The sequence below is a fragment of the Actinoplanes sp. NPDC024001 genome, from assembly GCF_040638955.1.
Taxonomy (GTDB): domain Bacteria; phylum Actinomycetota; class Actinomycetes; order Mycobacteriales; family Micromonosporaceae; genus Actinoplanes.
Genome location: NZ_JBEZZB010000150.1, coordinates 1 through 25,597, shown reverse-complemented (window position 1 = coordinate 25,597; position 25,597 = coordinate 1). Strand labels below are relative to the sequence as shown.

The 25,597-nt window shown below is 72.7% G+C and carries 23 protein-coding genes; 10 read left to right on the top strand and 13 right to left on the bottom strand.

Annotated features, from left to right (window positions below; genetic code table 11):
* Window positions 1–208: 208 nt before the first annotated feature.
* The gene (locus tag AB0F81_RS39625) at window positions 209–997 is read left to right on the top strand and encodes a DUF72 domain-containing protein (protein ID WP_360206561.1); all 789 of its coding nucleotides are present in this window, start codon (window positions 209–211) and stop codon (window positions 995–997) included.
* On the opposite strand, the gene AB0F81_RS39620 is transcribed toward AB0F81_RS39625, so the two are convergent.
* The 4 genes from AB0F81_RS39620 to AB0F81_RS39605 form a co-directional block, all read right to left on the bottom strand.
* Window positions 951–1,844 (bottom strand): DUF72 domain-containing protein, encoded by an 894-nt coding sequence (locus tag AB0F81_RS39620; RefSeq protein ID WP_360206558.1) that lies wholly within the window; start codon window positions 1,842–1,844, stop codon window positions 951–953. The two genes, AB0F81_RS39625 and AB0F81_RS39620, sit on opposite strands and share 47 nt — an antisense overlap.
* Window positions 1,845–1,888: 44 nt before the next feature.
* Window positions 1,889–2,311, bottom strand: coding sequence for a TraR/DksA C4-type zinc finger protein (locus AB0F81_RS39615; RefSeq protein ID WP_360206555.1), 423 nt, complete (start codon window positions 2,309–2,311; stop codon window positions 1,889–1,891).
* A 201-nt stretch (window positions 2,312–2,512) separates the two neighbouring features.
* The gene (locus tag AB0F81_RS39610; RefSeq protein ID WP_360206552.1) at window positions 2,513–3,145 is read right to left on the bottom strand and encodes a uridine kinase; all 633 of its coding nucleotides are present in this window, start codon (window positions 3,143–3,145) and stop codon (window positions 2,513–2,515) included.
* A 60-nt stretch (window positions 3,146–3,205) separates the two neighbouring features.
* The gene (locus AB0F81_RS39605) at window positions 3,206–3,757 is read right to left on the bottom strand and encodes a winged helix-turn-helix domain-containing protein (RefSeq protein WP_360206550.1); all 552 of its coding nucleotides are present in this window, start codon (window positions 3,755–3,757) and stop codon (window positions 3,206–3,208) included.
* Window positions 3,758–4,094: 337 nt separating this feature from the next.
* On the opposite strand from AB0F81_RS39605, the gene AB0F81_RS39600 reads away from it, so the two are divergent.
* Complete coding sequence (locus AB0F81_RS39600) at window positions 4,095–4,463, top strand: ankyrin repeat domain-containing protein (protein ID WP_360206563.1); 369 nt, start codon at window positions 4,095–4,097, stop codon at window positions 4,461–4,463.
* Between the two features lie 3 nt (window positions 4,464–4,466).
* On the opposite strand, the gene secA2 is transcribed toward AB0F81_RS39600, so the two are convergent.
* From secA2 to AB0F81_RS39585, 3 genes are read right to left on the bottom strand one after another with little or no spacing between them, the layout of a single operon-like run.
* Complete coding sequence (gene secA2 / locus AB0F81_RS39595) at window positions 4,467–6,755, bottom strand: accessory Sec system translocase SecA2 (protein WP_360206547.1); 2,289 nt, start codon at window positions 6,753–6,755, stop codon at window positions 4,467–4,469.
* A gap of 58 nt (window positions 6,756–6,813) precedes the next feature.
* A complete protein-coding gene (locus AB0F81_RS39590; RefSeq protein WP_360206545.1) occupies window positions 6,814–7,905 on the bottom strand; it encodes a zinc-binding alcohol dehydrogenase in 1,092 nt (363 codons plus the stop codon).
* Window positions 7,898–8,872: a Gfo/Idh/MocA family oxidoreductase gene (locus tag AB0F81_RS39585; RefSeq protein WP_360206543.1), complete on the bottom strand. Its 975-nt coding sequence runs from the start codon at window positions 8,870–8,872 to the stop codon at window positions 7,898–7,900. Before AB0F81_RS39585 ends, AB0F81_RS39590 begins: the two co-directional genes overlap by 8 nt.
* Before the next feature lie 181 nt (window positions 8,873–9,053).
* On the opposite strand from AB0F81_RS39585, the gene AB0F81_RS39580 reads away from it, so the two are divergent.
* From AB0F81_RS39580 to AB0F81_RS39555, 6 genes are all read left to right on the top strand, one after another.
* Window positions 9,054–10,055 (top strand): glucosyl-3-phosphoglycerate synthase, encoded by a 1,002-nt coding sequence (locus AB0F81_RS39580; protein WP_360206541.1) that lies wholly within the window; start codon window positions 9,054–9,056, stop codon window positions 10,053–10,055.
* Window positions 10,056–10,063: 8 nt separating this feature from the next.
* Window positions 10,064–11,179: a glycosyltransferase gene (locus AB0F81_RS39575; RefSeq protein WP_360206539.1), complete on the top strand. Its 1,116-nt coding sequence runs from the start codon at window positions 10,064–10,066 to the stop codon at window positions 11,177–11,179.
* Between the two features lie 79 nt (window positions 11,180–11,258).
* Window positions 11,259–11,999, top strand: coding sequence for an ATP-binding protein (locus tag AB0F81_RS39570; protein ID WP_360206537.1), 741 nt, complete (start codon window positions 11,259–11,261; stop codon window positions 11,997–11,999).
* Window positions 11,996–13,021: a chemotaxis protein CheB gene (locus AB0F81_RS39565; RefSeq protein ID WP_360206534.1), complete on the top strand. Its 1,026-nt coding sequence runs from the start codon at window positions 11,996–11,998 to the stop codon at window positions 13,019–13,021. The genes AB0F81_RS39570 and AB0F81_RS39565 overlap by 4 nt, the downstream gene beginning before the upstream one ends.
* 11 nt (window positions 13,022–13,032) lie before the next feature.
* The gene (locus tag AB0F81_RS39560; RefSeq protein WP_360206531.1) at window positions 13,033–14,871 is read left to right on the top strand and encodes a CheR family methyltransferase; all 1,839 of its coding nucleotides are present in this window, start codon (window positions 13,033–13,035) and stop codon (window positions 14,869–14,871) included.
* A gap of 67 nt (window positions 14,872–14,938) precedes the next feature.
* Complete coding sequence (locus tag AB0F81_RS39555; RefSeq protein WP_360206529.1) at window positions 14,939–15,664, top strand: ATP-binding protein; 726 nt, start codon at window positions 14,939–14,941, stop codon at window positions 15,662–15,664.
* Window positions 15,665–15,668: 4 nt separating this feature from the next.
* Here AB0F81_RS39555 and AB0F81_RS39550 read toward each other — a convergent pair whose 3' ends face one another.
* Complete coding sequence (locus tag AB0F81_RS39550; protein WP_360206526.1) at window positions 15,669–16,808, bottom strand: SigB/SigF/SigG family RNA polymerase sigma factor; 1,140 nt, start codon at window positions 16,806–16,808, stop codon at window positions 15,669–15,671.
* Between the two features lie 116 nt (window positions 16,809–16,924).
* Window positions 16,925–18,265 (bottom strand): hypothetical protein, encoded by a 1,341-nt coding sequence (locus tag AB0F81_RS39545; RefSeq protein ID WP_360206524.1) that lies wholly within the window; start codon window positions 18,263–18,265, stop codon window positions 16,925–16,927.
* A gap of 1,808 nt (window positions 18,266–20,073) precedes the next feature.
* Here AB0F81_RS39545 and AB0F81_RS39540 point away from each other — a divergent pair.
* Together AB0F81_RS39540 and AB0F81_RS39535 are read left to right on the top strand one after the other, a co-directional pair.
* Complete coding sequence (locus AB0F81_RS39540; RefSeq protein ID WP_360206522.1) at window positions 20,074–20,595, top strand: hypothetical protein; 522 nt, start codon at window positions 20,074–20,076, stop codon at window positions 20,593–20,595.
* A 253-nt stretch (window positions 20,596–20,848) separates the two neighbouring features.
* Complete coding sequence (locus tag AB0F81_RS39535) at window positions 20,849–22,327, top strand: glutamate--cysteine ligase (protein ID WP_360206519.1); 1,479 nt, start codon at window positions 20,849–20,851, stop codon at window positions 22,325–22,327.
* On the opposite strand, the gene AB0F81_RS39530 is transcribed toward AB0F81_RS39535, so the two are convergent.
* The 4 genes from AB0F81_RS39530 to AB0F81_RS39515 all read right to left on the bottom strand — a co-directional run.
* Complete coding sequence (locus tag AB0F81_RS39530) at window positions 22,274–22,684, bottom strand: cobalamin biosynthesis protein (protein WP_360206516.1); 411 nt, start codon at window positions 22,682–22,684, stop codon at window positions 22,274–22,276. The genes AB0F81_RS39535 and AB0F81_RS39530 overlap by 54 nt on opposite strands.
* Entirely contained in the window at window positions 22,666–24,027 is a 1,362-nt protein-coding gene (locus AB0F81_RS39525) for a cobyrinate a,c-diamide synthase (protein ID WP_360206513.1), read from the bottom strand. The genes AB0F81_RS39530 and AB0F81_RS39525 overlap by 19 nt, the downstream gene beginning before the upstream one ends.
* Window positions 24,021–24,620, bottom strand: coding sequence for a cob(I)yrinic acid a,c-diamide adenosyltransferase (gene cobO / locus AB0F81_RS39520; RefSeq protein WP_360206510.1), 600 nt, complete (start codon window positions 24,618–24,620; stop codon window positions 24,021–24,023). Before cobO ends, AB0F81_RS39525 begins: the two co-directional genes overlap by 7 nt.
* 70 nt (window positions 24,621–24,690) lie before the next feature.
* Window positions 24,691–25,597, bottom strand: a 907-nt coding sequence (locus tag AB0F81_RS39515) for a VWA domain-containing protein (protein ID WP_360206507.1), incomplete at its 5' end; no start/stop codon positions are given.

The following is a 25,597-nucleotide window of genomic DNA, read 5'->3' as shown; positions in this document are numbered from 1 at the left end:
CCGCCGTCCGCGCCGCCGTCACGGCCGGCCGGGTTGGCGCCGCCGTCAGCGGGGCCCTCGCCCTGCGCGCCGGCCGGGTCGGAGCTGATGATTTCGTGGTTGCCGAGCCCCATGCTGACTCCTCAAATCGAGCGTTCGGTGTGATTCGAGGGCGTGGTACCCGAGCTGATCACGTCTAATCCGGAAGCGGACCGGGTATCCCGGCGGCATGCTGTGGATCGGGACGTCGGGCTGGCAGTACCGGGACTGGCGGCCGGCGAAGGGCGCCGGCGACACCGGCTACCTCTACCCCGCCGGGCTGCCGCAGCGGCTCTGGCTGGAGCACTACGCGGACCGGTTCGACGTGGTCGAGGTGAACAACGCCTTCTACCGGCTGCCGGAGCGGACCACCTTCCAGCAGTGGCGCGACCGCACCCCGGACCGGTTCCGCTTCGCCGTGAAGATGAGCCGCTATCTCACGCACATCAAGCGGCTGCGGGAACCGGCCGAGCCGGTGGCCCGGTTTCTCAGCCGGGCCGAGGCCCTCGGCGACAAGCTGGGGCCGGTCCTGCTGCAGCTGCCGCCGACGCTGCGCGCCGACCTGGACGCGCTCGACGAGACGTTGCGGCAGTTCCCGGGCACGGTACGGGTGGCGGTCGAACCCCGGCACCCGACCTGGTTCACCCCCGACTGCGAGCAGCTGCTGCGCGAGCACGGCGCCGCGCTGTGCTGGGCGGACCGATGCGGACGCCCGCTGACCCCGCTGTGGCGCACCGCCGGGTTCGGTTACCTGCGCCTGCACGAGGGGCGGGCGAAGCCCTGGCCACGGTACGGCCGCCAGGCCCTGCACTCATGGCTGGACCGCTGCGGCGTACCCGAGATGTTCGTCTTCTTCAACAACGACCCGGGCGGCGCCGCGGTGATCGACGCGGGTGTGATGGCGGCGGAAGCCGCCCGCCGCGGAATCCGGATCACCGCTGTGCCGGCGGTGCCGCCGCGCCCCCGAGAAGGTCAATGAGGGTGCTCGCATTACGTTGCGCGTAATCGGAGTAACAGTTGTTCAGAAGCGCATGGGTGACGTCGGTCTCATCAGCGAGCGACTTCAGTTTCGGCACCCATTCGGCGAGTTCGGCGTCGGAATAGCGATATCCGAACTTCTCGTGGATGTCCTTGCTGGTCCACTTGTCGCTGTGCCCGTGGAATCGGACCACCGCGACGTCGCCGGTCGCCACCGGCAGCGGCGGCACCGACGACCGGTGGCCCTGCGGCATGTCCACACAGACGTAGGACAGCCGGTGCGCCTTGAGGAACTCCAGGGTCTCCTCGCGGTTGCCGCCCTCGAACCAGGAGGCGTTGCGGAACTCGAAGACCGGCCGCAGCGGCTTGCACCGGGCCGTCACCTCCAGCAGGTATTCCCGGTTGGCCCTGCGGATGCCGAACCAGGGCGGGAACTGGAAGAGCAGCACGCCCAGCTTGCCGGCCTCGGCCAGTGGGTCCAGAGCGCTCAGGAAACGGCTCCAGACCTCCTCGTACGCCTGCGGCGGCAGGTCCTGCGGGTAGATGTTGGCCTTGGCCGTCTCCGGGCGCAGATCCTTGTAGAGGGCCGACACCCTGGTCGGATGCCCGGTCAGCAGGCTGAACGCCTTGATGTCGAAGGTGAAGCCGGCCGGCGTGCGCTCCGCCCACAGTCTCGTGGTCTGCTCGTTCGGCGGGCCGTAGTAGGTGGAGTCCACCTCGACGATCGGGAAATGCCTCGCGTAGTGCGCCAGCCGCTTCTCCGCGGTGTCGGCGCCCTGCGGGTACCACCCGGAGGCGAGCAGCGTCTTGTCCGTCCACGACGCCGTGCCGACCCGGATGTCACCCATGAAGCCCTCCAGGGGGCCCGCCCGGAAGCGGGCCCCAGGACGAGTCAGCTGGCCCGGCGCTCCCGGACCTGCTTGCAGTTCACGCACGTGGTGGCGGACGGGAACACCTCGAGACGCTCCACCGGGATCGGGTTGGAGCAGCCCTCGCAGTTGCCATAGGTGCCGTCCTCCAGGCGCGCCATCGCGTGCTCCGCCTGGGTCCGCCGGTCGAGCAGGGTCCGCAGCAGCGACGTGGCCGCGTCGCGCTCCGCCGTCTTGGACCCGCTGTCGGCCTGGTCGTCGCCGGCGGCGTCGCCGATCTCGACCAGGCGCAGACGTTGATTCTGCGCGACCGCTTCCTCGTACTCGGTGTTGAGCTCCTCGAACCGGCTCCGCAGGAGCGTCCGGATCTGGTCGATCTCCTCGGCCGAGCGCCCCTTCGCCGTGCTCGCGCCCTTACCCGTAACAACCGCTCCGTTGACGAGCATGCAGTCCCCCTGCCCTTCACTCAGCCCCAGCCGGTGGCCATCTGCCGGGTCACCCTCGTCCCGGGCCGGCTCGACGTGTGGAGCCGGCTGATACCCACCGCCCGAGATCCCAAACGGGACCCCCGCGAAAAAGTAACCGGAGCATAACTGTCAGTGGTTGAATCCGCCACGGACTCGGCGAGTGGGTCTTTGTGCCAGTGATCACCAGGCGGACTCGACGAGGGTCGGGTGGCGCGGGTCGTCGAGGCGTACGACCACGTCAGCGAAGGTTTCCGGGGCCACCTCGGCGGTGTAGCGCCGGAACGCGGGCAGGGTCCAGTGATCGTCCGCGGCGGTGCGCCGGGCCAGCGCGGCGGCGGAGAGTTCGAGGTGGACGGTGAAGTCGAACGGCAGCCCGGAGCCGAGCAGCAGCGGGCCGCTGACCAGCACGATCGCGTTCGCCGGCAGGGTCGAGTAGGGCTCGCGGGCGGCGCGGTCCACCGCCGCGTCCCACAGTCGCAGCAGGATCCGCCCGGAGCCGTCCGGGGCGGCCGGGGCGAGCACCTCGCGGATCAGGCCGGCCTCGTCGAACCAGCCGGTGTAGAACGAGTCCGGATTGGTCCGCCCGAACTCCAGGCGCAACGAGGCGGGGCGCAGGAAGTCCCTGGTGTGGACCCGCACCGCCGGACGGCCGCGGACCCGCAGCGGGTCCACCAGGGCGTCGGCGAGACGGGCCGGATCGGCGGCTTCGGCGCCGTCGACGGCGACCCGGAGCCTACTGTCGGATTCCCGACTGGCCAGCCGGTCGGCCAGATCCTCGACGAGAACGTCGAACGAGACGGGACGGACGCGCATCCATCAATGATCCACGTTCACGGCGACGGAGGCCGGGCCGGCCCGGCCGGGGAACCGGGCTCAATCCTGCGGCAGGATCATGATCCGGGCGTCGTCGGCCAGGCGGTAGCCCACCCCGTAGACCGTGGTGATCAGCGGGAGGTTGCCGCCGAGCTTGAGCCGCAGCCGCCGGACATGGACGTCCACCGTGCGCTCACCGGCCCGCTCGTAACCCCAGACGGCGGCGAGCAGCTGCGCCCGGGTGAACACCCGTCGGGGCCGCTCGGCCAGGTAGAGCAGCAGGTCGAACTCCAGCCGGGTCAGCGGCAGCGGCGCCCCGTCCAGCAGCGCCTGCCGGGAGCCGGTCAGCAGGCGCACCTCCGGACCCTCGGACGACGCCTCGGCGGCTTCCGGCGGCTCGGTGAACGGCTCGACGGTGACCGTGCCGCGGCTCAGCTCGACCAGCTCGCGGACCGCGGCCAGCAATCGGTGAGCCTGTGGGGAAACGGCGTCCCCGGTGAGCGGAATGGCGAGAGTCACGGTCAGCGCCGGCTCGGCGGCACGCCGCCCGGGGCCACGGCCCGGCCCGGCGGAACGACGATCGGCACGCGGCGACAATGCGCTGACCGGCATTGATTCATCCCCCAGAATTTGCTGCGGCAAGCGAATACAACTGACTACTGTCCGTAAAGCGGGGACGATATTTCCGGCCCGCAGATGCGCGGGTCAAGTCGCCAACCACACTGTGGGAAACCCGTTCCATAGTCAGGTCTATTCACGACGGTGGAGACCACCCGCGCCCCCTGCGGGCGCCGGATGTCAAGGCGGGTCGTGAATAGACCTGATTGTTCACGGTCACACAAATGCATTCCGGGAACGTTTTCTGTCAGCCTCATTAAAGATTGCCGAACGTGGGTAGCTTCTCACCGTGGCAGAGCTTGACGCAGAGACGATCGCCTACGCCCATCGCATGTTCGACCTGGCGCGCGCCGGCGCCACCGACGAGCTCACCGCTCAGGTGGCCGCCGGGCTGCCGGCGAACCTCACCAACGACAAGGGGGACACGCTGCTGATACTGGCGGCCTACCACAACCATCCGGGCACCGTGGCGGCCCTGCTCGCGCACGGCGCCGACCCGGACCGGGTCAACGACCGGGGTCAGACCGCCCTGTCCGCCGCGGTCTTCCGGCAGAACCCGGAGACCGTGCGCACACTGCTCGCCGCGGGCGCCGACCCGGACGGCGGCAAACCCACGGCGGTGGAGACCGCGGCCTTCTTCAACCTGCCGGAGATGGCCGCGCTGCTGACCGGGGGCGCCGGCGAGGCGCCCCCGGGGTGATGCCTAGCTGCCGGTGAGGCGGCGGCCGACGGCCGCGATGAGCCGGTCGAGCTCCGAGCCGAACGGGTTGTCGTGCACCAGGTACGTCCAGGTGGCGCTGGGCCGGACGATCTCGGCCCGGTCCGGCTGCCAGCCGTCGGCGAGGTCGACCTCCTCGAACGTCTCGATGGTGCGCGCCTCGACCTTGGTGAGCAGCTCCTGGAAGGCCGGCACCGCGGAGCGGTGGAACTCGTCCAGCGGGTCCAGCTTGCCCAGCGCCCGCAGGTGCACGCCCTCCCGGACCTCGTTGAGGTAGGCCAGGTGGTCGGCCCAGAGCCGGTCCAGGTGGTAGAGAGCGATCGCCCGGGCGGCGTCGGAGAGCACGTCCTCGTCGGTCTCCTTGGCCTTCTCCGGCGACTTCTCCAGCAGCATGATGGCGGCGACCTCGGAGGTGAGCAGCCGCTCCCGGCGCTCGGCCAGCAGCAGGCGCTGCTGCTCGATCACCACGCTGTACCGCCAGGTGTTCTTGTGGATCTCGTGGTTCACACCCTCGGCGACCCGCTGGGCGTGCTCGACCGCGTAGTCCACCTGCGGGTCGTGCACGACGCCGTCCATGTCCATCCGCGGCGAGGCCGGGATGATGTCACCGGCGTGCCGGACGACCAGCTCGTCCTCCAGGCTGACGAAGAACACCGAGCGGCCCGGGTCGCCCTGCCGGCCGGCCCGGCCACGGAGCTGGTCGTCGACCCGGCGGCTGTCGTGCCGGCCGGCGCCGATCACGTACAGGCCGCCGAGCTCGACCACGGCGTCGCGGTCCTTCTCGTCGCTGCCGCCGAGGCGGATGTCGACACCGCGGCCGGCCATCTGGGTGGAGACGGTGACCGCGCCGAGCGCGCCGGCCTCGGCGATGATCGCCGCTTCCTCGGCGTCGTTCTTCGCGTTCAGCACGTTGCACGGCACGCCGGCGTCGGCGAGTTGCCGGGCCAGCAGCTCGGAGGCCTTCACGTCCAGGGTGCCGATCAGCACCGGGCGGCCGGACTCGTGGGCGATCTTGATTTCCTCGACCAGGGCCTCGTCGCGCGTGTCGTGCGCCGAGTAGATCCGGTCCGGGTCGTCCTCGCGGATGTTCGGGGTGTTCGGCGGGATCACCGCCACCTCGAGCTTGAAGTACTCCCGCAGCTGCTCACCGACGTGCACCGCGGTCGCGGTCATGCCGCAGGCGGTCTTGTAGAGCGCGATGAACGCCTGCACGGTGAGGGTGTCGAGCACCTCGCCCTCAGCGGTCGAGGAGAGGCCCTCCTTGGCCTCCACGGCGGCCTGCAGGCCGTCCGGCCAGCGGCGGCGCTGGGCGACCCGGCCGCGCATCTCGTCGATCAGCTCGACGCCGCCGTTGCGGACGATGTAGTCGACGTCGCGGCGCAGCAGGGCGTGCGCGTGCAGCGCCACGTTCACCGCGGACAGGTGCTCGACCTGGTCGTCGGCGTAGAGGTCGATGCCGCCGAGCTGCTCCTCGATGTGCTTGAGGCCGTCGTCGGTGAAGGCGACGCTGCGGCCGTCCTCGGCGACCTCGTAGTGCTTGCCCTTGCGCAGGGTCTTCATCAGGGCGGCGGCCTCGTGCACCGGGTCGCTCTCGGTGGAGGTGCTGCCGGCGAGCACCATCGGCACCCGGGCCTCGTCGATCAGGATCGAGTCGGCCTCGTCGACGATCGCGGTGGCCAGATCGCGCTGCACCCGGTCGGCCACGTCGGTGACCAGCTGGTCGCGCAGGTAGTCGAAGCCCGCCTCGCTGACCGAGACGTAGGTGACGTCGGCCGCGTACGCCTCGCGGCGCTCCTCCGGCGTCATCGACTCGGTCACCCAGGCGACGGTGAGGCCGAGCAGCGTGTAGATCGGCTGCATCCACTCGGCGTCGCGGCGGGCCAGATAGTCGTTGACGGTGAGCACGTGGACCGGGCCGTTGCCGAGGCGGGTGTGCCCGTACGCCGCGACGGTCGCGGTGAGCGTCTTGCCCTCACCGGTGGCCATCTCGGCGACCCGCTTGTCGAGCAGCGCCATCGCACCGAGCAGCTGTACGTCGTACGGTCGCTGGTTGATCGCGCGACGGGCCGCCTCGCGGCCGATCGCGCAGATCTCCACGTAGTCGGTCGCCTCGCGGGCGGCCTCGGTCAGCGCCGCGTCGTCCAGCTCCTTGAGCGCGTCCTCACGCGCCTCGATCGCACCCAGCCGCTTCGACAACGGCCCCAGGTCCACCGTCGTGCCCGGACGCTGGAGAAACTTGCGGAACCGGCTCTTCAGCCGCTGCGACACACCCATGGCGCGCAACGGTACTTTATTTTGCTGAAGTTCTGGTTCCGGACTCCCCCGGCGTCGATCAGAAGGTGATCACCGCCTGGACCTCCTGGCGGCGGCGCTCGGCCAGATCGTGCAGCAGCGCCGGGCTCTCGTCGAAACCGACGACCGCGGTGATCAGGTGCGCGCGGATCGCGTCGCCCTCGGCACGGAGCAGGTCGACGGTCGCGGCGGAGAGCCGTTCGCGGTCCCACGAGTGGGCCAGCCCGCGGGGAACCCGGCCGATCTGCGCACACCGTACGCCGAGGCCGTTGTGGTGGAATTCCTCGCCGAGCCGGACCTCGTCCGCGCCGCCCGGGTAGAAGGCCAGGTCGATGACCGTGCCCTGCGGGCGCAGCAGGCGCAGCCCCAGGTGCAGGGCCGCGGCCTGGCCGCGGCACTGGAAGACCACGTCGGCGCCGCGGTCGCCGTCGGCGTGCCGCCACCGGGTCTTGAGGGTGACCGCCGGGTCCGGCGCGTCCGGGCCGGTGTCCAGGGTTTCCAGGCCCAGCCCTTCGGCGATCTTGCGGCGCTGCTCGGTGGGGTCGAGCACCACCACCGAGGCGGCGCCGTGCGCGCGGGCGAACAGCGCGGTGAGCAGGCCGACCACACCGGCGCCGACGACCGCGACCCGGGCGCCGAGGACGCCGTCGGCGAGCGAGCGCACGGCCGGGCCGAACCGGTCGGCGGCCGCGTGCAGCAGGCCGTTGGCGCAGATCGGGCCCATGTGCGCGACGTAGACGCCGAGGATCGGGTCCAGGTCGCCGGGCAGCGGCACCACCCGGTCGCGCAGCGGATGCCCGGTGTAACCGGTGCGGTGGCCGTAGGTCATCGCGACGACGGTGCCGTCGGGAAAGGCCGGGGTGCGGCTCTCCTCGACCCGCGCCACCTCCATGTAGCCCAGGCGGGTCACCGGATAGGCCTGCTCCGGCGGCGCCCCGAACAGGCCGAGGCCGGCGTCGAAACCGGCGTGCAGCGCCGGATTGGTCCCCTTGAGGAAGGTCAGCTCGGTGCCCGCGGACACCCCGCTGAACAGCGTGCGGGCCCGGAACCCGCCGTCCGGCACCGGCTCCGCCGGCACCTCGGCGATCTCGACCCGGCCCGGGCCCGCGACGATCAGGTTGCGGTCAGCCATGCTTGGCCTCCGGACGGACCGGCCGGCCGCTCGCGGCCGACTCGGCGACGGCGAGAGCGAGAGCGTGGGTACGCAGAGCCTCCGCGTACGGGACCCGCACGTCGTCCTCCTCGCCCCGCACCGCCCGCACGAACGCCCGGTCGACGCCGAGGTGCCCCGAGGTGGGGTCGCACGGCAGGGTCACGGTGCCGGTCTCGTCGCGGATCACCATCTCGCTCTCGGTGAAGACCAGGGCCAGGCCGTCGGCGTAGACCTCCAGCCCGGCCCGCTGCTTCCAGCCGAGCACACAGGTGGTGGCGAGGGTGCCGACGGCGCCGCTGGCGAACCGCAGCACCGCGGTGGACGCCCCGTCCACGTCGGCCCCGTCGACCGGTGGCGGCGTGCCGTTGCCGTAGGCGAACACCTCGTCCACCTCCCCGCCCAGGTAGCGGGCCAGGTCCAGCACGTGCGCGGCCTGCTCGACGACCGGGCCGCCGGAGCGGTCGGCGCGTGGCCACCAGGCGACCGGGGGCACCTTGTCCAGCCAGGCGCCGGTGATCAGCCGGATCGGCCGGCCGTCCAGGAGCTCGCGGGCGCGTTCCACGGTCGGCAGATAGCGCCAGTGGTGGCCGACGGCGGTCCGGATGCCGCTCTCCGTGATGCGGCCGGAAATTTCGGCGGCCGTACGGTAATCGATGGATATGGGTTTTTCCACGAACATCGGCAGTCCGGCATCGATTACCGCGCGCTCGGCGTCGCCGTGGGCGAATGGTGGCACACAGACGTAGACCGCGTCCGGGCCCGAGTCGATCAGGTCCGCCACGGAGTCGTACGTCCGGGCGCCGTGCTCACCGGCCAGTGCCCGCGCCGCGTCGGGCACCACATCGGTCACCCCGCTCACCTGCACGTCCGGCAGTCCGGAGAGTACCCGGGCATGCCGGGCCGCCACCCCGCCCGCGCCCACCAGACCGATCCGTGTCGTCGCCATTCGCTCCCCTTGCTCCGTGCCGCCAGGTCCGGCCGGTCTTTAACCGGCGGCCCGGATCCGAAAACCATCCACATCAGAGTTCGACTCTGCGAAGTCGGACGGTAACCATCCGGAAAGATTGATATCGCCACACATGGGGAATTCAGCGGCGGCCGATTGATCGTGACTGTGGGGGAAGCCGATGTGGCACTCGAACACGACCGTCTCGCCGGTAGTAGAGGCGTGGACGACGTACCGGACCGGAAGTGCCGGGCAGTGGACACCGGAGCGGCTGGCGGCCGCCAAAGGCCGTGAGCGGGTGAGTGTGGTCATCCCGGCTCGTAACGAGCAGGCAACGATCGGTGCGATCGTCGCCACCATCCACGCCGAACTCGTCGAGCGGGTCGCGCTGGTGGACGAGATCGTGGTGGTGGACTCCCGCTCCACCGACGCCACCGCCGCCGAGGCCCGCCGGGCCGGCGCCCGGGTGGTCAGCCAGGACCGGCTCACCCAGGGCCTGCCCCGGATGGAGGGCAAGGGCGACGCGCTCTGGGCCGGGCTCGCGGCCAGCAGCGGCGACGTGGTCGCCTTCGTCGACGGCGACCTGCGCGAGTTCTCCGCGCACTTCGTGACCGGCCTGCTCGGGCCGCTGCTGACCGACGGCAGCGTGGAGTTCGTCAAGGGCTTCTACCACCGGCCGCTGGTCGGGCCGGTCAGCGTGGAGACCGACGGCGGTGGCCGGGTCACCGAGCTGGCCGCCCGCCCGCTGCTCAACCTGTTCTTCCCGGAGCTGGCCGGGTTCGTCCAGCCGCTCGCCGGCGAGTACGCGGGACGCCGCCGCACCCTGGAGCGGATCCCGTTCGTCTCCGGCTACGGTGTCGAGATCGGCATGCTGATCGACCTGGTCGACCTCGTCGGCCTGGACGCCCTCGCGCAGGTGGACCTCGGCGAGCGCAAGCACCGCCACCAGGGCACCGAGGCGCTCGGGCGGATGGCCTCCCAGATCATGGTGACCGCCTGGTCGCGGATGTACCGGCGAGGCCTCACCACCGAGCCGATGCCGCCGTCGACGCTGCTCACCCAGTTCCGCCGGGGCGGCGACGACGCACTGCCCAACCTGGACCGGCAGATCGCCGTCACCGAGACCGGTGTGACCGAGCGCCCGCCGCTGATCTCCCTCACCCACCGGGCGGTGGCCGCGTGAAGGTGTTGATGAACGCGGGACCGTGGCTGCCGGTTCCGCCGGCCGGGTACGGCGGCATCGAGAACATCGTCGCCACCCTGGTCCCCGAGCTGCGCCGGCTCGGCGTCGAGGTGGTGCTGGCCAGCGTCGCGGAGAGCACGCTGGAGACGGACGGCCGGGTGCACGTCTTCGACACCGGGCAGTTCGCGGCGCTGCAGCGGCCGTACAACCAGGCGGTCGGGGTGGTGCAGGCACACCAGCACGCGATGGTGCGGGCGCTGCGCGACCGCGACGACATCGACCTGATCCACGACCACGTCGAGGCGGCCGGGCTGGTCACCCTCGCCAGCCTCGGCGACAGCGCGCCGCCGGCCCTGCACACCCTGCACTGGGACCTGCACAAGCACCCCGAGCTGTACGGCACGTACGACGGCGGCGACCGGGTCCGGGTCAACGGCGTCTCCGCCGACCAGCTGTCCCGGGCGCCGCGGGCGCTGCGCGACCACTCGGTCGGCCACGTGCACCTGGCCACGCCGCTCGCCGCCGAGCCGATGCCGGAGGTCACCAAGGGCTCGCACGTGGTGGTGCTCGGCCGGATCAACCCGGGCAAGGGACAGGACCTGGCCGCCCGGCTCGCCCACACGGCCGGTTTCGATCTGATCCTGGCGGGCCCGGTCGGGCCGTACCGCAACGCCGAGGAACTCGCGGCCGCGGAGAACGATCCGTCCGCCGCGCTCAACCCCGACGTGCGGTTCTGGCGGGAGAAGGTGGCGCCGCACGTCGACGGCGTACGCGTGCGGTGGGTCGGGATGGTCACCGGCCGCGACCGTGACCTGCTGCTGGCCGGCGCTCGCGCCTCGCTCTTCCCACTGCGCTGGGCGGAGCCGGGCGGCACCGCGGTGGTGGAGTCGCTCGCGCTGGGCGTCCCGGTGGTGGGCATCGCCCGCGGCTGCCTGCCGGAGCTGATCGAGGAGGGGCACAGCGGGCTGCTGACCGACGACGAGGAGGCGCTCGGGGACCTGGTGCACAAGGCGTCCGGAATCGATCCGCGCGCCTGCCGGGCCGAGGCGGAACGCCGCTTCACGCCGGCCGTGATGGCCGAGTCCTACCTGCGGTTGTACGAACAGATCCGGAACCGGATCTGACGTTTGCCGGGCCGGGTCGCCGGGCACCTGGTTCGACGTCGTACGCGTGGCGGTAGACGTCGTACGCGGAGGGAGGGGCATGCCCAGCCAGCTGGTCTGCCGGCCGGAGCGGGACCTTCCCGTCGCCCTGCTCACGATCACCGGCACCCTCGACCGGGTGACCGGTGACGCGCTGGGCGCCGCGGTCCGGCGCAGCCTCGCCATGCAGCCGGTCAAGCTGCTGCTGGACGTCACCCGGTTACGGATAGCCGACCCGCTCGCACTGCGCACGCTGGGCTCCGTCGTCTGCCAGACGGCGGAGTTCCCGGCTGTGCCGATCGTGATCTGCGGTGCGGACCCGGCCACCCGGCGGGTGCTGACCGCGACCCCCGACTGCGCCGATCTGGAGATGGCGCCGGACTGCACCCGGGCGCTCGTCGAGGCGGACGCGCAGCCCCGCGAGCCGGGCCTGCGGGTGCGACTACGGCCGGTCCCGGAAGCCTGCCGTCAGGTCCGCCAGCTGGTCAGCCAGGCCTGCACCGCCTGGCAGCGGCACGACGTCACCTCCACCGCGGCGCTGGTCGCGACCGAGCTGGTGGCGAACGTGGTCCGGCACGCGCACACCACCATGGAGTTCACCCTGGCCCTGCGGGACGGCCGGCTGATCGTCGCGGTCCGCGACGGCAGCCGCCGGATGCCCCGCACTCTCGACCCGACGGTCACCGACGCCGGCGGGCGCGGGCTGCGCCTGGTGCGGGACCTGACAGACGCGTGGGGCGTTCTGCCGGTGACCGACGGTAAGGTGGTGTGGACCCAGCTCATCACCGGAGCCGCTGTGTGACCGAGCTCTTCCCGATAGAGCATCGTGACGTGGTCGCCGTCGGCGCCTCCGCCGGAGGCGTCGAGGCGCTGCGGGCGCTGGTCGGCGGTCTGCCCGCCGGATACCCCGGTTCCCTGCTGGTGGTCCTGCACCTGCCGCGGAGCGCCCCGAGCGCGCTGCCCGGCATCCTCACCCGCAGCGGAGCGTTGCCGGCCGCCACCGCCCGCGACGGGGAGCCGCTGCTCGGCGGGCGCATCTACGTCGCCCCCAGCGATCACCATCTGCTGCTGCTCGACGGGCACCTGCGGCTGAGCCGGGGCCCGGCCGAGAACGGCCATCGGCCGGCCGTCGACCCGCTGCTCCGCTCGGTCGCCCGGGCCGCCGGCCGCCGGGCGGTCGGCGTGATCCTCTCCGGTTCCCGCGACGACGGCGCGGCCGGGCTGGCGGCGATCGCCTCCAGCGGCGGCGTCACCGTGGTGCAGGATCCCGAGGACGCCGTCTATCCGTGGATGCCACGGGCCGCGCTGGATCTGATCAAACCCGATCATGTGGCGCCGGCCGACGCGCTCGGCGGCCTGCTCGCCGAGATCACGGCCGCGGAATTGACGGCTGCGCCGGCCAGCGGCCGCGTCCACGACCCGCTCCTGGACGCGGAGGTGGCGATGGCAGACCTGGCGCCGATCGGTACGGAGACCATCGCTTCCCCCGCCGGATACGGCTGCCCCGACTGCGGAGGCAGCCTGTTCGTCATCGAGGACACACCCGTGCCCCGCTTCCGCTGCCGGATCGGGCACGCCTGGTCCCCGGAGAGCCTGCTCGACGAGCAGGCCGCCGCCCTCGAAGGCGCGCTGTGGCTGGCGCTGCGGTCCCTGGAGGAGAAGGCGGCGCTGAGCCGCCGGATGGCGGCCGGCCGCGCCGGGACGTCGAGCAGCGCGAACTTTCAGGCCATGGCGGAGGACGCGGAGACGGCGAGCGTGACCATCCGCAAGCTGATCGCCCGGCTCGGCTCCACCGCGGAACCGGAGCAGTCCGAGGTGCGATAGCGTTTTCACTCGTGCAAGCCACCGACCCGCACTTCGAAGCACTGCTGCTGTATCTGAAGGAATCTCGCGGATTCGACTTCACCGGATACAAGCGATCCAGCCTGATGCGCCGGGTCCAGCGCCGGATGACGCAGGTCGGCGCCGAGGACTATCCGGACTACCTGGACTACCTCCAGGTGCACCCGGACGAGTTCACGGCACTGTTCAACACCATCCTGATCAACGTGACGGCGTTCTTCCGGGACGCCGACGCCTGGGACTACCTGCGGGCCGAGGTCCTCGAGCCGATGGTCAGCGCGCAGCCCGCCGGGTCGCTGATCCGCATCTGGTCGGCCGGCTGTGCGTCCGGTGAGGAGGCCTACACCCTGGCCATGGTGCTGGCCGAGGTGCTGGGCGTGGACCAGTTCAAGGACCGCGTGAAGATCTACGCGACCGACGTCGACGAGGAGCAGCTGAACGAGGCGCGCCAGGCGACGTACGGCGACCGGGAGATGCAGGGCCTGGCGCCGGAGCTGGTGGAGAAGTACTTCGAGCCGGTGAACGGCCGCCACACCTTCCGCAAGGACCTGCGCCGCTCGATCATCTTCGGCCGCAACGATCTGGTGCAGGACGCCCCGATCTCCCGGATCAACCTGCTCACCTGCCGCAACACGCTGATGTACTTCAACGCCGAGACCCAGGCGAAGATCCTCAGCCGGTTCCACTTCGCTCTCGCCGAGACCGGCGTGCTCTTCCTCGGCAAGGCCGAGATGCTGCTCAGCCACGGCAGCCTCTTCACCCCGATCGACCTGAAACGGCGGGTCTTCCGCCGGGTCCCCCGGCTGTACGCCCCGCCCGGTGTGATCTTCGCCGACGCGCCACCGGCCGCCGGCGGCGCGGTCACCGGTCTCGACGAACTGCGCAACGAGGTCTTCGCGGCCAGTCCCCTGGCCCAGCTGTCGCTCACCTCCGACGGCATGGTCGCGCTCTCCAACCGGGCGCTGGAGAAACTGTTCGGGGTGTCGTCGCGGGACATCGGGCGGCCGTTCCGCGACCTGGACGTGTCGTACCGGCCGGTGGAGCTGCGCCGGTTCATCGAGCAGGCCCAGCTGGAGCGGCGCTCGCTGCGGGTCAGCGACGTCGAGTTCCACCGCGGCACCGAGGTCACCTATCTCGAGGTGCAGATCAGCCCGCTCAGCGGCGCCGACGGCAGCCTGCTCGGCGTCAACCTGATCTTCCACGACGTGACCGCGGCCCGCCGGCTGCAGGACGACCTGGAACACGCCAACCAGCAGCTCGAGGCGGCCTACGAGGAGCTGCAGTCCACGAACGAGGAGCTGGAGACCACCAACGAGGAGCTGCAGTCCACGGTCGAGGAGCTGGAGACCACCAACGAGGAGCTCCAGTCCACCAACGAGGAGCTGGAGACCATGAACGAGGAGCTCCAGTCCACCAACGACGAGCTGCAGAGCATCAACGACCAGCTACGGGTCAGCACCAGCCGGCTGGACGAGGCGAACGTCTTCCTGGAGACCGTCCTCACCAGCCTGCAGGCCGGCGTCGCCGTGGTCGACCCGGACCTGCGGATCCGCATGTGGAACCAGCGGGCCGAGGACCTGTGGGGCCTGCGCGCCGGCGAGGTGATCGGCCAGCACTTCCTCAACCTCGACATCGGCCTGCCGATCGACCGGGTCCGGCCGCTGCTGCGCGGCGCGCTCGGCGCCGGCGGCGAGTCCGCCGAGATCCAGCTGGACGCGGTGAACCGGCGTGGCCGGGCCATCGCGGTACGGGTGGCCTGCACCCCGCTGCGCGGTCCCGACGGCGGCTCCGGCGCGCAGGACGGGGTCATCGTCGTGATGGAGACGGCCTGACGTTTGACACCCCGGTTTCCGGGGGAAGCGCACAACCTCAGGGCCCTGGGCGGGGAAGGCGGAGTCCATGACGGTTCGGTGCGAGGTGGACGGCGACGGCACCACCATCACCGTCGCCGTGACCGGGCAGCTTCGGCTGGCCGACGCCCCGCGGCTGCGCGACCGGCTGCTCAAATGCCTGGCCGAGCAGCCGGAGGCACTCCTGGTGGACCTCTCCGGCCTCCATGTGGATCAGCCGCTCGCACTCGCCGTCCTCATCTCCGTGCAGCGCCAGGCCACCCGATGGCCGGGCACCCCGGTGCTGTTCTGCGGGCCGCCACCGCCGACCTGGACACACCTGCGCACCAGCGCCTTCAGCCAGCTGCCCCTCTTCGTCAACCTGGCGGCCGCCCGCGAGCACCTGCGCGACGAGCGGCGGACCCTGCCGTCGGTGTGCGAGGACCTGCTGCCGGTCAGCGGGTCCAGCCGGCACGCCCGCGACGTGGTCACCGACACCTGCCTGCGCTGGGACCTGCCCGACCTGGTCGCGCCGGCCAGCCTGATCGTCACCGAACTCGTCGCGAACGTCATCGACCACGCGCACACGATGATGACGCTGCGCCTGTCGCTGCGCACCCGCCACCTGAACATCGCCGTCCAGGACGGCTCGGGCCGGCAGCCGCAGACCGGGCCGGCAGCCGAACCGGACGGGGTGAGCGGTCGCGGCCTGCTGCTGGTGGACAGCGTCGCGGACAGTTGGGGCTGGCTGCCCTGCGAGGACGGCAAGGTGGTGTGGGCGTCCCTGCGCCGCTGACAGGTCAGCAGCGGCGCAGCACGCCGGCCAGACCGGACACGGCCAGGATCCGGGCGACGTAAGGCTGGGTTCCGCTCACACAGAGGTGGATTCCCGCCTCGCCGGCCGCGTGCACCGCGTCCAGCAGCACGCCGACACCGGCCGCGTCCACCAGCGGCACCGCGGACAGCTCCACGACCACCGCGGTCACCCCCGGGGTGCTCACGGCATGCCGCAGACCCACCCGCAGCCGTTCCGCGGTGTCCCGGTCCACCTCGCCGCGCACCCGGACGGTGAGCAGGGCGGCCTCCCGCTCCGCCGTCACCTGCATCCCGTGGTGCCCGCCGCGGGCCTCGCCGGCCTCCCAGCGCGGCGGCACGTCGCTGAGCATCGCCTCGCGCAGCCAGGCCAGGGCCCGGCTGAGCAGACGGGAGACGTGCATCTGCGAGATGCCCAGCTCGGCGGCGATCTCCGCCTGGGTGCGGTTGCCGTAGAAGCGCATCGCCAGCATCCGGCGCTCCCGCGCCGGCAGGCGCAGCAGCAGCTCGGCGACGGTGAGCTTGTCGGTCACCGCCTCCAGGTCGTCGTCGACCCCGCCGAGCAGGTCACCGAACTCCTGCTCGCCCTCGCCGGAGACCGGCGCGTTCAGCGAGGCCGGCGAATAGCCGGCCGCCGATTCGACGGCCTCCAGCACGGCAGCCTCGCTCACGCCGAGGCGTTCGGCCAGCTCAGCAACGGTCGGGGTACGGGCGAGCACGCTCGTCAGGACCATCGAGGCGTGCCCGACCTCCAGGCTGAGGTCCTGCACCCGGCGGGGCACGTGCACGCCCCAGGTGCGGTCGCGGAAGTGCCGCTTCAGCTCGCCGGAGATGGTGATGACCGCGTAGGCCGTGAACGAGCCGCGCTCCGGGTCGTAGCGGTCCACCGCCTTGACCAGGCCGAGGCGGGCGACCTGCTCCAGGTCCTCCAGTTGCTCGCCACGGCCGCGGTAGCGCCGGGCCAGCCGCCCGGCGAACGGCAGACAGAAGCGAACCATGTCGTCGCGCAACGTCTCGACCTCGGCCGGGGACGCGGCGGCGCGCCGTTCCGCATATGCCAGGGCGGCGGCATCGAGATCCTCGAGGGTGTTCTCGGCCGCTTCGCCCACCTGGCCTCGTGCGGACATGCCACCCCTTCCCGGCGCCGGGCACCGATTCGGTGCACAGCCCCTCAACGGGACGCTACTGCCCGAGCCGGCTGCCGCCCAAACATCGTCGTCAGCCGGCCGGGCACCTGCGCCTGTCATCCCTGCCGGTTCCGGCGCGGCAGGCCGCTCGGTGCGTTCGACGGATCCTCCAGCACCTCGGGGGCCGCCACCGGCTCCGGCCGCACCGGCGTTCCGGCGCGGGCCGGCAGCCCGGACGGCGCGTTGTCGTCCGCCGGCGGGCCGTCGGCCGCCCGCGCCTGCCCCTGCAGCGCGGCGTCCGGGTGGGCCGGGTTGTGCTGTCCCATGTCCGGCGCCTGCAACCCCGGTCGCTGCTGCCCCATGTCGGGAGCCTGCAACCCTGGCCGCTGCTGACCCATATCGGGAGCCTGCAGGCCTGGTCGCTGCTGCCCCATGTCGGGAGCCTGCAAGCCCGGCCGCTGCTGCCCCATGTCCGGCGCCTGCAAGCCCGGCCGCTGCTGACTTAGATCGGGAGCCTGCAACCCAGGCCGCTGCTGCCCCATATCCGGAGTCTGCAATCCCGGCTTCGCCTGGCCCAGGTCGGGCGCCTGCAGCCCGGGGCGGGCTGAGTTCTGCTGACCCATGTCGGGCGCCTGCAAGCCCGGCCGCTGCTGCCCCATGTTCGGAGCCTGCAGCCCCGGCTTCGCCTGGCCCATGTCCGGCGCCTGCAGCCCCGGCCGGCCCGCGTTCTGCTGACCCATGTCCGGCGCCTGGAGACCCGGCCGGGCGACAGGCCGACGGCCCGCGTCCGGCGCCGGCTGAGCCTGCACGCCCGCGATCATGCCCGGCGCCTGCAGCGTCGGCCGCTGTGCGGCCTCCGCGTTCTGGGCCAGCACGGCCGCGGACGGCAGGAACGAGCCGCCATCCTCCGGTACGGACGACTCCGCAACCGTCGTGCTCAGCGGGGTCCCGGCCGGCGGCTGCGGCGGAGTGCCCATGATGATCTCGGTAGCGCGGGCCGCCCCGCCCTCCGCCGCCGGACGAGCGGAGCGGGTGAACCGCGGCGCGTCCAGCGGGCTGTTCTGCTGGCTGTAGAGCGGAGGCTGCCGCATCAACACGTCCAGGTCGTCGGTCGACGGCTGGCCCGCCCCCGGCGCGACAGCCCCGGTCGGCGGCGTGAGACTGGGCGCAACCGCACCCACCGCCATCGCACCGGCCTCCTCCCGCCCGGCACCACCCGGCACCGCAGGCTGCGCGGGCCCGCTCGGCCCCGGCGGCGTGCTCCCGCCCGGCATCGCCATCGGCTGCCCGGGCCCACCCTGCTGCTGCGAGCCACTACCCGGCACCGCGACCGGCTGCGCGGGCCCACCCTGCTGCTGCAAGCCACTACCCGGCACCGCGACCGGCTGCGCGAGCCCGCCCTGCGCCGCCCCCGGCTGCGGCACACCACCCGGCATCGCACTCTGCTGAGCGGACACGCCCTGCACGAGCCCCGCCTGCAAAGGACTCGCCGGAACAGCGACAGGCTGAGCCGACGCCGCCTGCACCGGCTCGGCGTGCACCGATCCACCCGCCATCAACCCCGGCTGCGCGAGTCCACCCTGCCCCGCCCCCGGATGGACAGGTCCAGCCTGCGCAGCACCCGCAAGGACAGCTCCAGCCTGCGTCGAACCCGGATGGATCGGGCCAGCCTGCCCCGCACCCGGATGGGCCACGCCAGCCTGCCCCGCACCCGGATGGGCCACGCCAGCCTGCCCCGCACCCGCATGGGCCACGCCAGCCTGCCCCGCACCCGCATGGACCGGGCCGGCCTGCGCCGCGCCTGGGTGGATGGGGCCGGCCTGCGCCGCGCCTGGGTGGATGGGGCCGGCCTGCGCCGGGCCAGGGTGCATGGGCCCGACGTGCGCCGGGCCCGACGGCGGCCACGGCGGCTCGGCCGGCATCCAGTCATCCTCGGTGTCGCCGGCCACAGGCGATGGCACCGCCTCAGAGGCGGCCGGTGTCTCCGCCACCGCCCACGGCGGCGGGGTGGGTTCCTCGGCAGCCCGGCGACGGCCGATCGGGGCTTCCGAGGGGGCAGCGACTTTCCACGGCGCGCTCTCACCCGCGGCCGGTTCCTGCGACGGCCCGGTGCTTTCCGGAGCGAGCGGCGCCCAGGGAACACCCTGTCCGGCCGCGCTGCCCGGGGCCGGCGGCGGCCACGAGGCCGGCTGCGAACCGGGGACCGGGGCCGCCGGCGGCCACGAGGCCGGCTGCGAGCCAGGGGCCGGCTCCGAGCCACGGACCGGCTCCGAGCCAGGGACCGAAGCCGGCTCCGAGGGCGCGTCGAGGACCGGCGTCGGCGGGACCGGGCCGGACGGGACCGGGCCGGACGGCGCCAGGCCCGGCGCCCCGGCGGAAGCAGTCCCGGGCAGGCTCCCCGCCCCACCCGGAACGTCTCCGCTCACCGGCGGCCAAACCGGCCCTTGTGCCTTCGCATCCTCGGGCGAGCCCGCAACCACCCACGGCGGCGTCGAGGAGCCCGGCCGGTGCGCCCCACCCACCGGCGACTCGGGCCGCTCCAACGGCGCCCACGGAACCCCGGCCTCAGGCGGCATCACAGGTGTCAAACCCTCACCGGCAGCAAGCCCGGCGATCCCGATCGGCCCGCTGTCCTCCCCCGCACCAGAGGACGCTTCCTCGCCCCGACCCAACGACGGCCCGGCAGCATCCAAGGACAAACCGGCCGCACCCGAGGACGGCCCGGCAGCGCTCCACGGCGGCAGGTCGCCGCCGGCCGGCGGCGCGAATGCCGGCCGCGCCGCGGCGATCAGCCCGGACGCCTCCGCCAGCCCGGCGGCCTCCAGCACCTCAGCGGCGGCCAGGACGGTACGGCAGGGTGGCGACTCCCCGCAGGCCGGGCACGTGGTGATCCCGTCGCGCGGGCCGAGGCCGCCGCCGTGCGCCTCCACCATGTCGCGCGCGGTCCGGGCCAGCACGCTCTCCGGTTTGACGTACGCGTTCGTCGCCGCCACTGGTCTCGCCCCCCATCCCCGGCTGTCCGCACACCGGACGGCACGGCGGGCCACGCCGGGTCCACGCGGCCCGAGGTCCAGTTCACCCCGCGCGGGGTTCCGGGAGGGGGCGTTTCCGCAGATCGGTGGGTTGTGGCCGGCATTTCCCGGCGATCCGCCCCGGCCGGCGCGGGCACGGAGTATGCAGAAGAAGATCCGGTTCAAATTCACTCACGGTGCTTGAGCGTGTTCTCTCCGTAGCATTGAGAAGTACATCCAGGAGGTGACCCCCCATGGACGACACCGAACTGCACCGCGAGCGGATCCTCCGGCACGTCAGTCCGATCATCACCGGCCGTTTTCTCGGCTATCAGGCCTCGTACACGAGGGAGGTCCGGGTCGGCCGGCCCCTCGCCCTGGCGGTCTTCGTCGCCGCCGGCATCGCCCAGCTCATCGGTTCGCTGCTCCGGATGAAGCCGGCCCGGCGCACCTTGAAGGAGCTGCGCAAGGGCCCCGAATTCCTGGTGACCCCGGTGCGGCTGCGCGACGACCTGGGGCAGACCTACGAGATCGAGATGCACGGGCAGCTGCCCCAGTCGGCGCTGCACCGCGGCGATCTGGTCCAGGTCCGCACCCAGCCGCAGGCCGACCACACGCTGCCGGTGAAGCTGATGCAGGTGGTGAACCTGACCACGATGCAACCGCTCACCCCGCGCATCCCGACCCGCTGGTCACACCTGGGCCCGGCGCTGCTGCTGCAGGCCGCGGTCGGGGTGACGCTGCTCGGCGCGGTGCTGGCCGCCTGGCTGAGGTGAGCACAGAACCTCAGGCGAGCACGGACCGCCGCCGGGCACCGACCTCCGGCGAGCGTAGAACCGAGCGCGGGCGGGTAACGGGCGGTCCATGCCCGACCGAATGGAACGCGCAACCGGCGGAGGCCCGTTGACCGTCAGGCGAGAATGCACGGTCGCCGCGATGGGAACCGCAATCGACAGCCGTCATCATATGGCCGAGGGGCACGCCTCGCGTGACCTCATCCGTCGCTGACGGCTCGAAAGGTGGTGCGCGGTGGGCGAGAAAGTCGACCAGACCGAATTCAGCCGGGAGGACCGGACCCGCTACCGGCAGAAGATCCGGCGCAGCCTGGACGTGTTCGCGACCATGCTGCGGGAGGCCCGTTTCGAGTTCGAACGGCCACTGACCGGCATGGAGATCGAGCTCAACCTCATCGACGACAACGCCGACCCGGCGATGCGCAACGAAGAGGTGCTCAAGTCGATCGCCGACCCGGATTTCCAGACCGAGCTGGGCCAGTTCAACATCGAGATCAACCTGCCGCCGCGGCGGCTCGCCGGTGACGACTTCGCCGAGCTGGAACGCAACCTGCGGGCCAGCCTGAACCAGGCGGAACGGCACGCCCGGGCCGCCGGCACGCACATGGTGACGATCGGCATCCTGCCGACGCTGCGCCGCGAGCACCTCACCGGCGAGGCGCTCACCGTGAACCCCCGCTACCAGCTGCTCAACGAGCAGATCTTCGCGGCTCGTGGCGAGGACCTGGACATCCGGATCGACGGGGTGGACCGGCTGGCGGTCACCACGGACAGCATCGCGCCGGAGGCGGCCTGCACCAGCACCCAGTTCCACCTGCAGGTCAGCCCGGCGCAGTTCGCGGCGTACTGGAACGCGGCCCAGGTGATCGCCGGGGTGCAGCTGGCGCTCGGCGCGAACTCGCCGCTGCTGCTGGGGCGGGAGCTGTGGCGCGAGACCCGCATCCCGCTGTTCGAGCAGGCCACCGACACCCGCTCGGAGGAGATCCAGGCCCAGGGCGTACGACCGCGGGTGTGGTTCGGGGAACGCTGGATCACCAGCGTGTTCGACCTGTTCGAGGAGAACGTGCGCTACTTCCCGGCGCTGCTGCCGATCTGCGACGGCGACGACCCGGCGGACATCCTGGAGCGCGGCGAGATCCCCGAGCTGAGCGAGCTACGGCTGCACAACGGCACGGTGTACCGCTGGAACCGGCCGATCTACGCGGTGGTCAACGGCCGCCCGCACCTGCGGGTGGAGAACCGGGTGCTGCCGGCCGGACCGACGGTCGCCGACACCATCGCCAACGCGGCGTTCTACTACGGCCTGGTCCGCACCCTGGCGGAGGCGGAACGGCCGATCTGGACGCAGATGAGTTTCAAGGCCGCCGAGGAGAACTTCCACAACTGTGCCCGCCACGGCATCGACGCGAGCGTGTTCTGGCCTGGGCACGGCACCCTGCCGGTGACCGAGCTGGTGCTGCGCCGGCTGCTCCCGCAGGCGGCGGCCGGCCTGGACCGGTGGGGTGTCGCGCCGGCCCATCGGGACCGGCTGCTCGGCATCATCGAGCAGCGCTGCCTGCTGCACCGCAACGGCGCGTCCTGGCAGGTGGACACTCTGCACACGCTGGAGGCGCAGGGGCACGACCGGCAGCAGGCGCTGCACGAGATGCTGCGCCGCTACCTACCGCTGATGCACGAGAACATCCCGGTCCACGAGTGGCCGGTGGCCAAGTGACACCGCCACGGTGACGCCGTCGCACACCTGCTTCGGCACCACCAGTTCACTGCCGGGGCCGGCCGCGAGCAGGGCGGCCGCCTCGGCCACGCTGGGGGTGCCGACGGCGGCGGCGACCGTGTGGCTCGGGCCGGGCACGTCCTGGCGGGCGAGCGCGTCCGCCGGGTAACCGGCCAGCAGCCATCCGGCCGACGCCGCGACCGTGCGCACGCCCTCCTCGGCGGCCCGCCGGTCGAGGGTGGCCAGCACCGTCACATCGGCGGCCGCGATCCCGGCCGCCGACAGCACGGAACGGATCGCCGTGGACAGCCGCGCGGGTGGGGTGCCGGCGCGGGCGCCTAGTCCGACGGCGAGCACGCGGCCGCCCGCACCAGGCGTTCGGCCAGGCCGCGGTGCCCGGCCCAGTGCAGGTGCAGGTAGGACGCGTGCACCGAACCGGTGGCGAACCCCTCCGGGTCGGCGCCCCGCCAGGCCCAGGCCGCCCCGCCGGCCGGCGAGAGCAGAAGCCCGGAGCGGGGGTGCACCGCGGTCCGGTGGAACTCGTGCCCGGTCACCCGGGTGCCGGCCGCGGCCAGCGGGCTGTCGGTGAGCGCGACCGCGTCCCGGTAGCCGAGGGTCAGCGAGGGGGTCATCGCCGCGTCCGCGTCGATGACCCCGCACATCGGGGCGCCGTCGAGGGTGCGGCACAGCCAGAGCAGCCCGGCGCACTCGGCGGCGATCACCCCGCCGGCGGCCGCGAACGACCGCACCTGCGCCCGCAGCGGCTCGTTCGCGGACAGCGACGAGGCGTACACCTCGGGGAAGCCGCCGCCGACCACCAGCGCTCGGGTGCCCTCCGGCAGGCGGGTGTCGTGCAGTGGGTCCACGGTCACGACCGTCGCCCCCGCCCCGGCCAACAGTTCCGCTGTCTCCGCGTACGCGAAGGAGAAAGCCGGACCACCGGCAAGCGCGACCACCGGGCGCTCCCGGACCGGCTGCTCGGCCTCGGGGGTCCATGGGGTGGCCGCCAGCGGCGGCGCTGACGCCGCGACCGCGGCGACCGCGTCCAGATCGACCGCGCCCGCAATGAGTGTGGCGAGCGCGTCCACCGAGGCCAGGGCCTCGGCGCGGCGCTCGGCGGCCGGGATCAGGCCGAGGTGCCGCGACGGCGCGGCGACCGCGTCGGCCCGGCGCAGCGCGCCCAGCACCGGCGTGCCGACCTCCTCGCAGGCGTCGCGCAGGATCTGCTCGTGCCGGGCCGAACCGACCCGGTTGAGAATCACCCCGGCCAGCCGGACCGTGCCGAAGCTGCGGAAACCGTGCACCAGCGCGGCCACCGACCGGCCCTGCGCGGCGGCGTCGACGACCAGGATCACCGGCGCCTGCAGCAACTCCGCGACCTGCGCGGTGGAGCCGGTCTCGCCGGCTCCGGTGCGCCCGTCGTAGAGCCCCATCACGCCCTCGATGATCGCCAGCCGGGCGCCGGCCGCGCCGTGCGCGAAGAGCGGGCCGATCTGCTCCTCTCCGACCATCACCGGGTCGAGGTTGCGGCCCGGGCGGCCGGCGGCGAGCGCGTGGTAGCCCGGGTCGATGTAGTCCGGCCCGACCTTGAACGGCGCCACCGGCACCCCGCGCCGCGCGAACGCCGCCAGCAGCCCGGTCGCCACGGTCGTCTTCCCGTGCCCGGAGGCCGGCGCCGCGATCACCACCCGGTTCACCATTCGATGCCCTGCTGCCCCTTGCGCCCGGCGTCCATCGGATGCTTCACCTTGGTCATCTCGGTGACCAGGTCGGCGGCCGCGATCAGGTCCGGGTGCGCGTCCCGTCCGGTGATCACCACGTGCTGGGTGCCGGGCCGGTTCGCCAGCGTCTCGATCACCTCGGCGACGTCCACCCAGCCCCACTTCATCGGGTAGGTGAACTCGTCCAGCACGTAGAACCGGTGGGTCTCGGCGGCCAGGTCCCGTTTGATCTGCGCCCAGCCCTCGGCGGCCTCCGCGGCGTGGTCGCGCTCGGTGCCCGGCCGCTGGATCCAGGACCAGCCCTCACCCATCTTGTGCCAGGTCACCGGGGCGCCGCCGGCGTTGCCGAGCGCCTTGAGCGCGGCCTCCTCACCGACCTTCCACTTCTGCGACTTGACGAACTGGAAGACCCCGATCGGCCAGCCCGCGCTCCACGCCCGCAGCGCCATCCCGAACGCCGCCGTCGACTTGCCCTTGCCCGGCCCGGTGTGCACGGCCAGCACGGCCTGCCGCCGACGCTGCCGCGTCGTCAGCCCGTCATCGGGCACGGCGGTCACTTTCCCCTGCGGCATTCAAAACCCTTTCCGGTACGCGTGAAGCAAGGTCCCCTGGCTCCGGCACCCCATGGGTGACCGCCCCCGCTCAGGCAGCACTGCGGTAACCGCGGCCGCCCGGCGCAGCCGGGTGCCCGTCACCGTCGACCGCCGCCGCACCCGGATGCGTGCCGCGGGCGATGGTCGCCGCCTGAAGCTGGTCGAGCGGCATGACCTCGGCGTTCAGGGCGGCGGCGAGCCGCCCGGCCAGCCCCAGCCGGATCGGGCCGGATTCGCAGTCGACCACCACGGACGCCACCCCGGACAGCACCGGCACGACCCGCAGCGGGTCCGGCCCGCTGGTCGAGCGCCCGTCGGTGACCAGCACCAGCAGCGGGCGGCGGCGCGGGTCCCGGCGCCGCTCGGTGGCGATGGTCGCGGCCGCCGTGCGCAGGCCCGCGGCGAGCGGCGTCCGCCCGCCGGTACGCAGCGCGGCCAGCCGCATCACGCCCACCTCGTGACTGGAGGTGGGTGGCAGCACGAGCTCCGCCTCGCTCCCCCGGAACGTGATCATCCCGATTCGGTCGCGCCGCTGGTAGGCGTCCCGCAGCAGCGACAGCACCGCGGTCTTGACCAGGGTCATCCGCTTGCGCGCGGCCATCGACCCGGAGGCGTCCACGACGAACAGCACCAGGTTCGCCTCCCGGCCGACGTGCACCGACTCCCGGACGTCAGCCGGCTCGACCCGGCGGCCCGTGCCCGCGGCGGCGTGCCAGCCGGTGGTGGCGTGGCGGTGCAGGGCGGCGCGCAGGGTGGCGGGCAGGTGCGGGGCGCCGGCAAGCTTGCCGTGCGGGACGCGGCTGCCGACCACTCGGCCGCGACGGGCGTAGGCGGGTGACCGGCGCCCGGTGTGGCCGCCCTCGCCGCGGGCGGAGATCCGCAGCGTGCGGGGCCGGTAGGCGGCTCCCGCGCTGGCCACGGCTCCGGCTGTCGCGGGCTGGCCGGCCTGGTCCGGG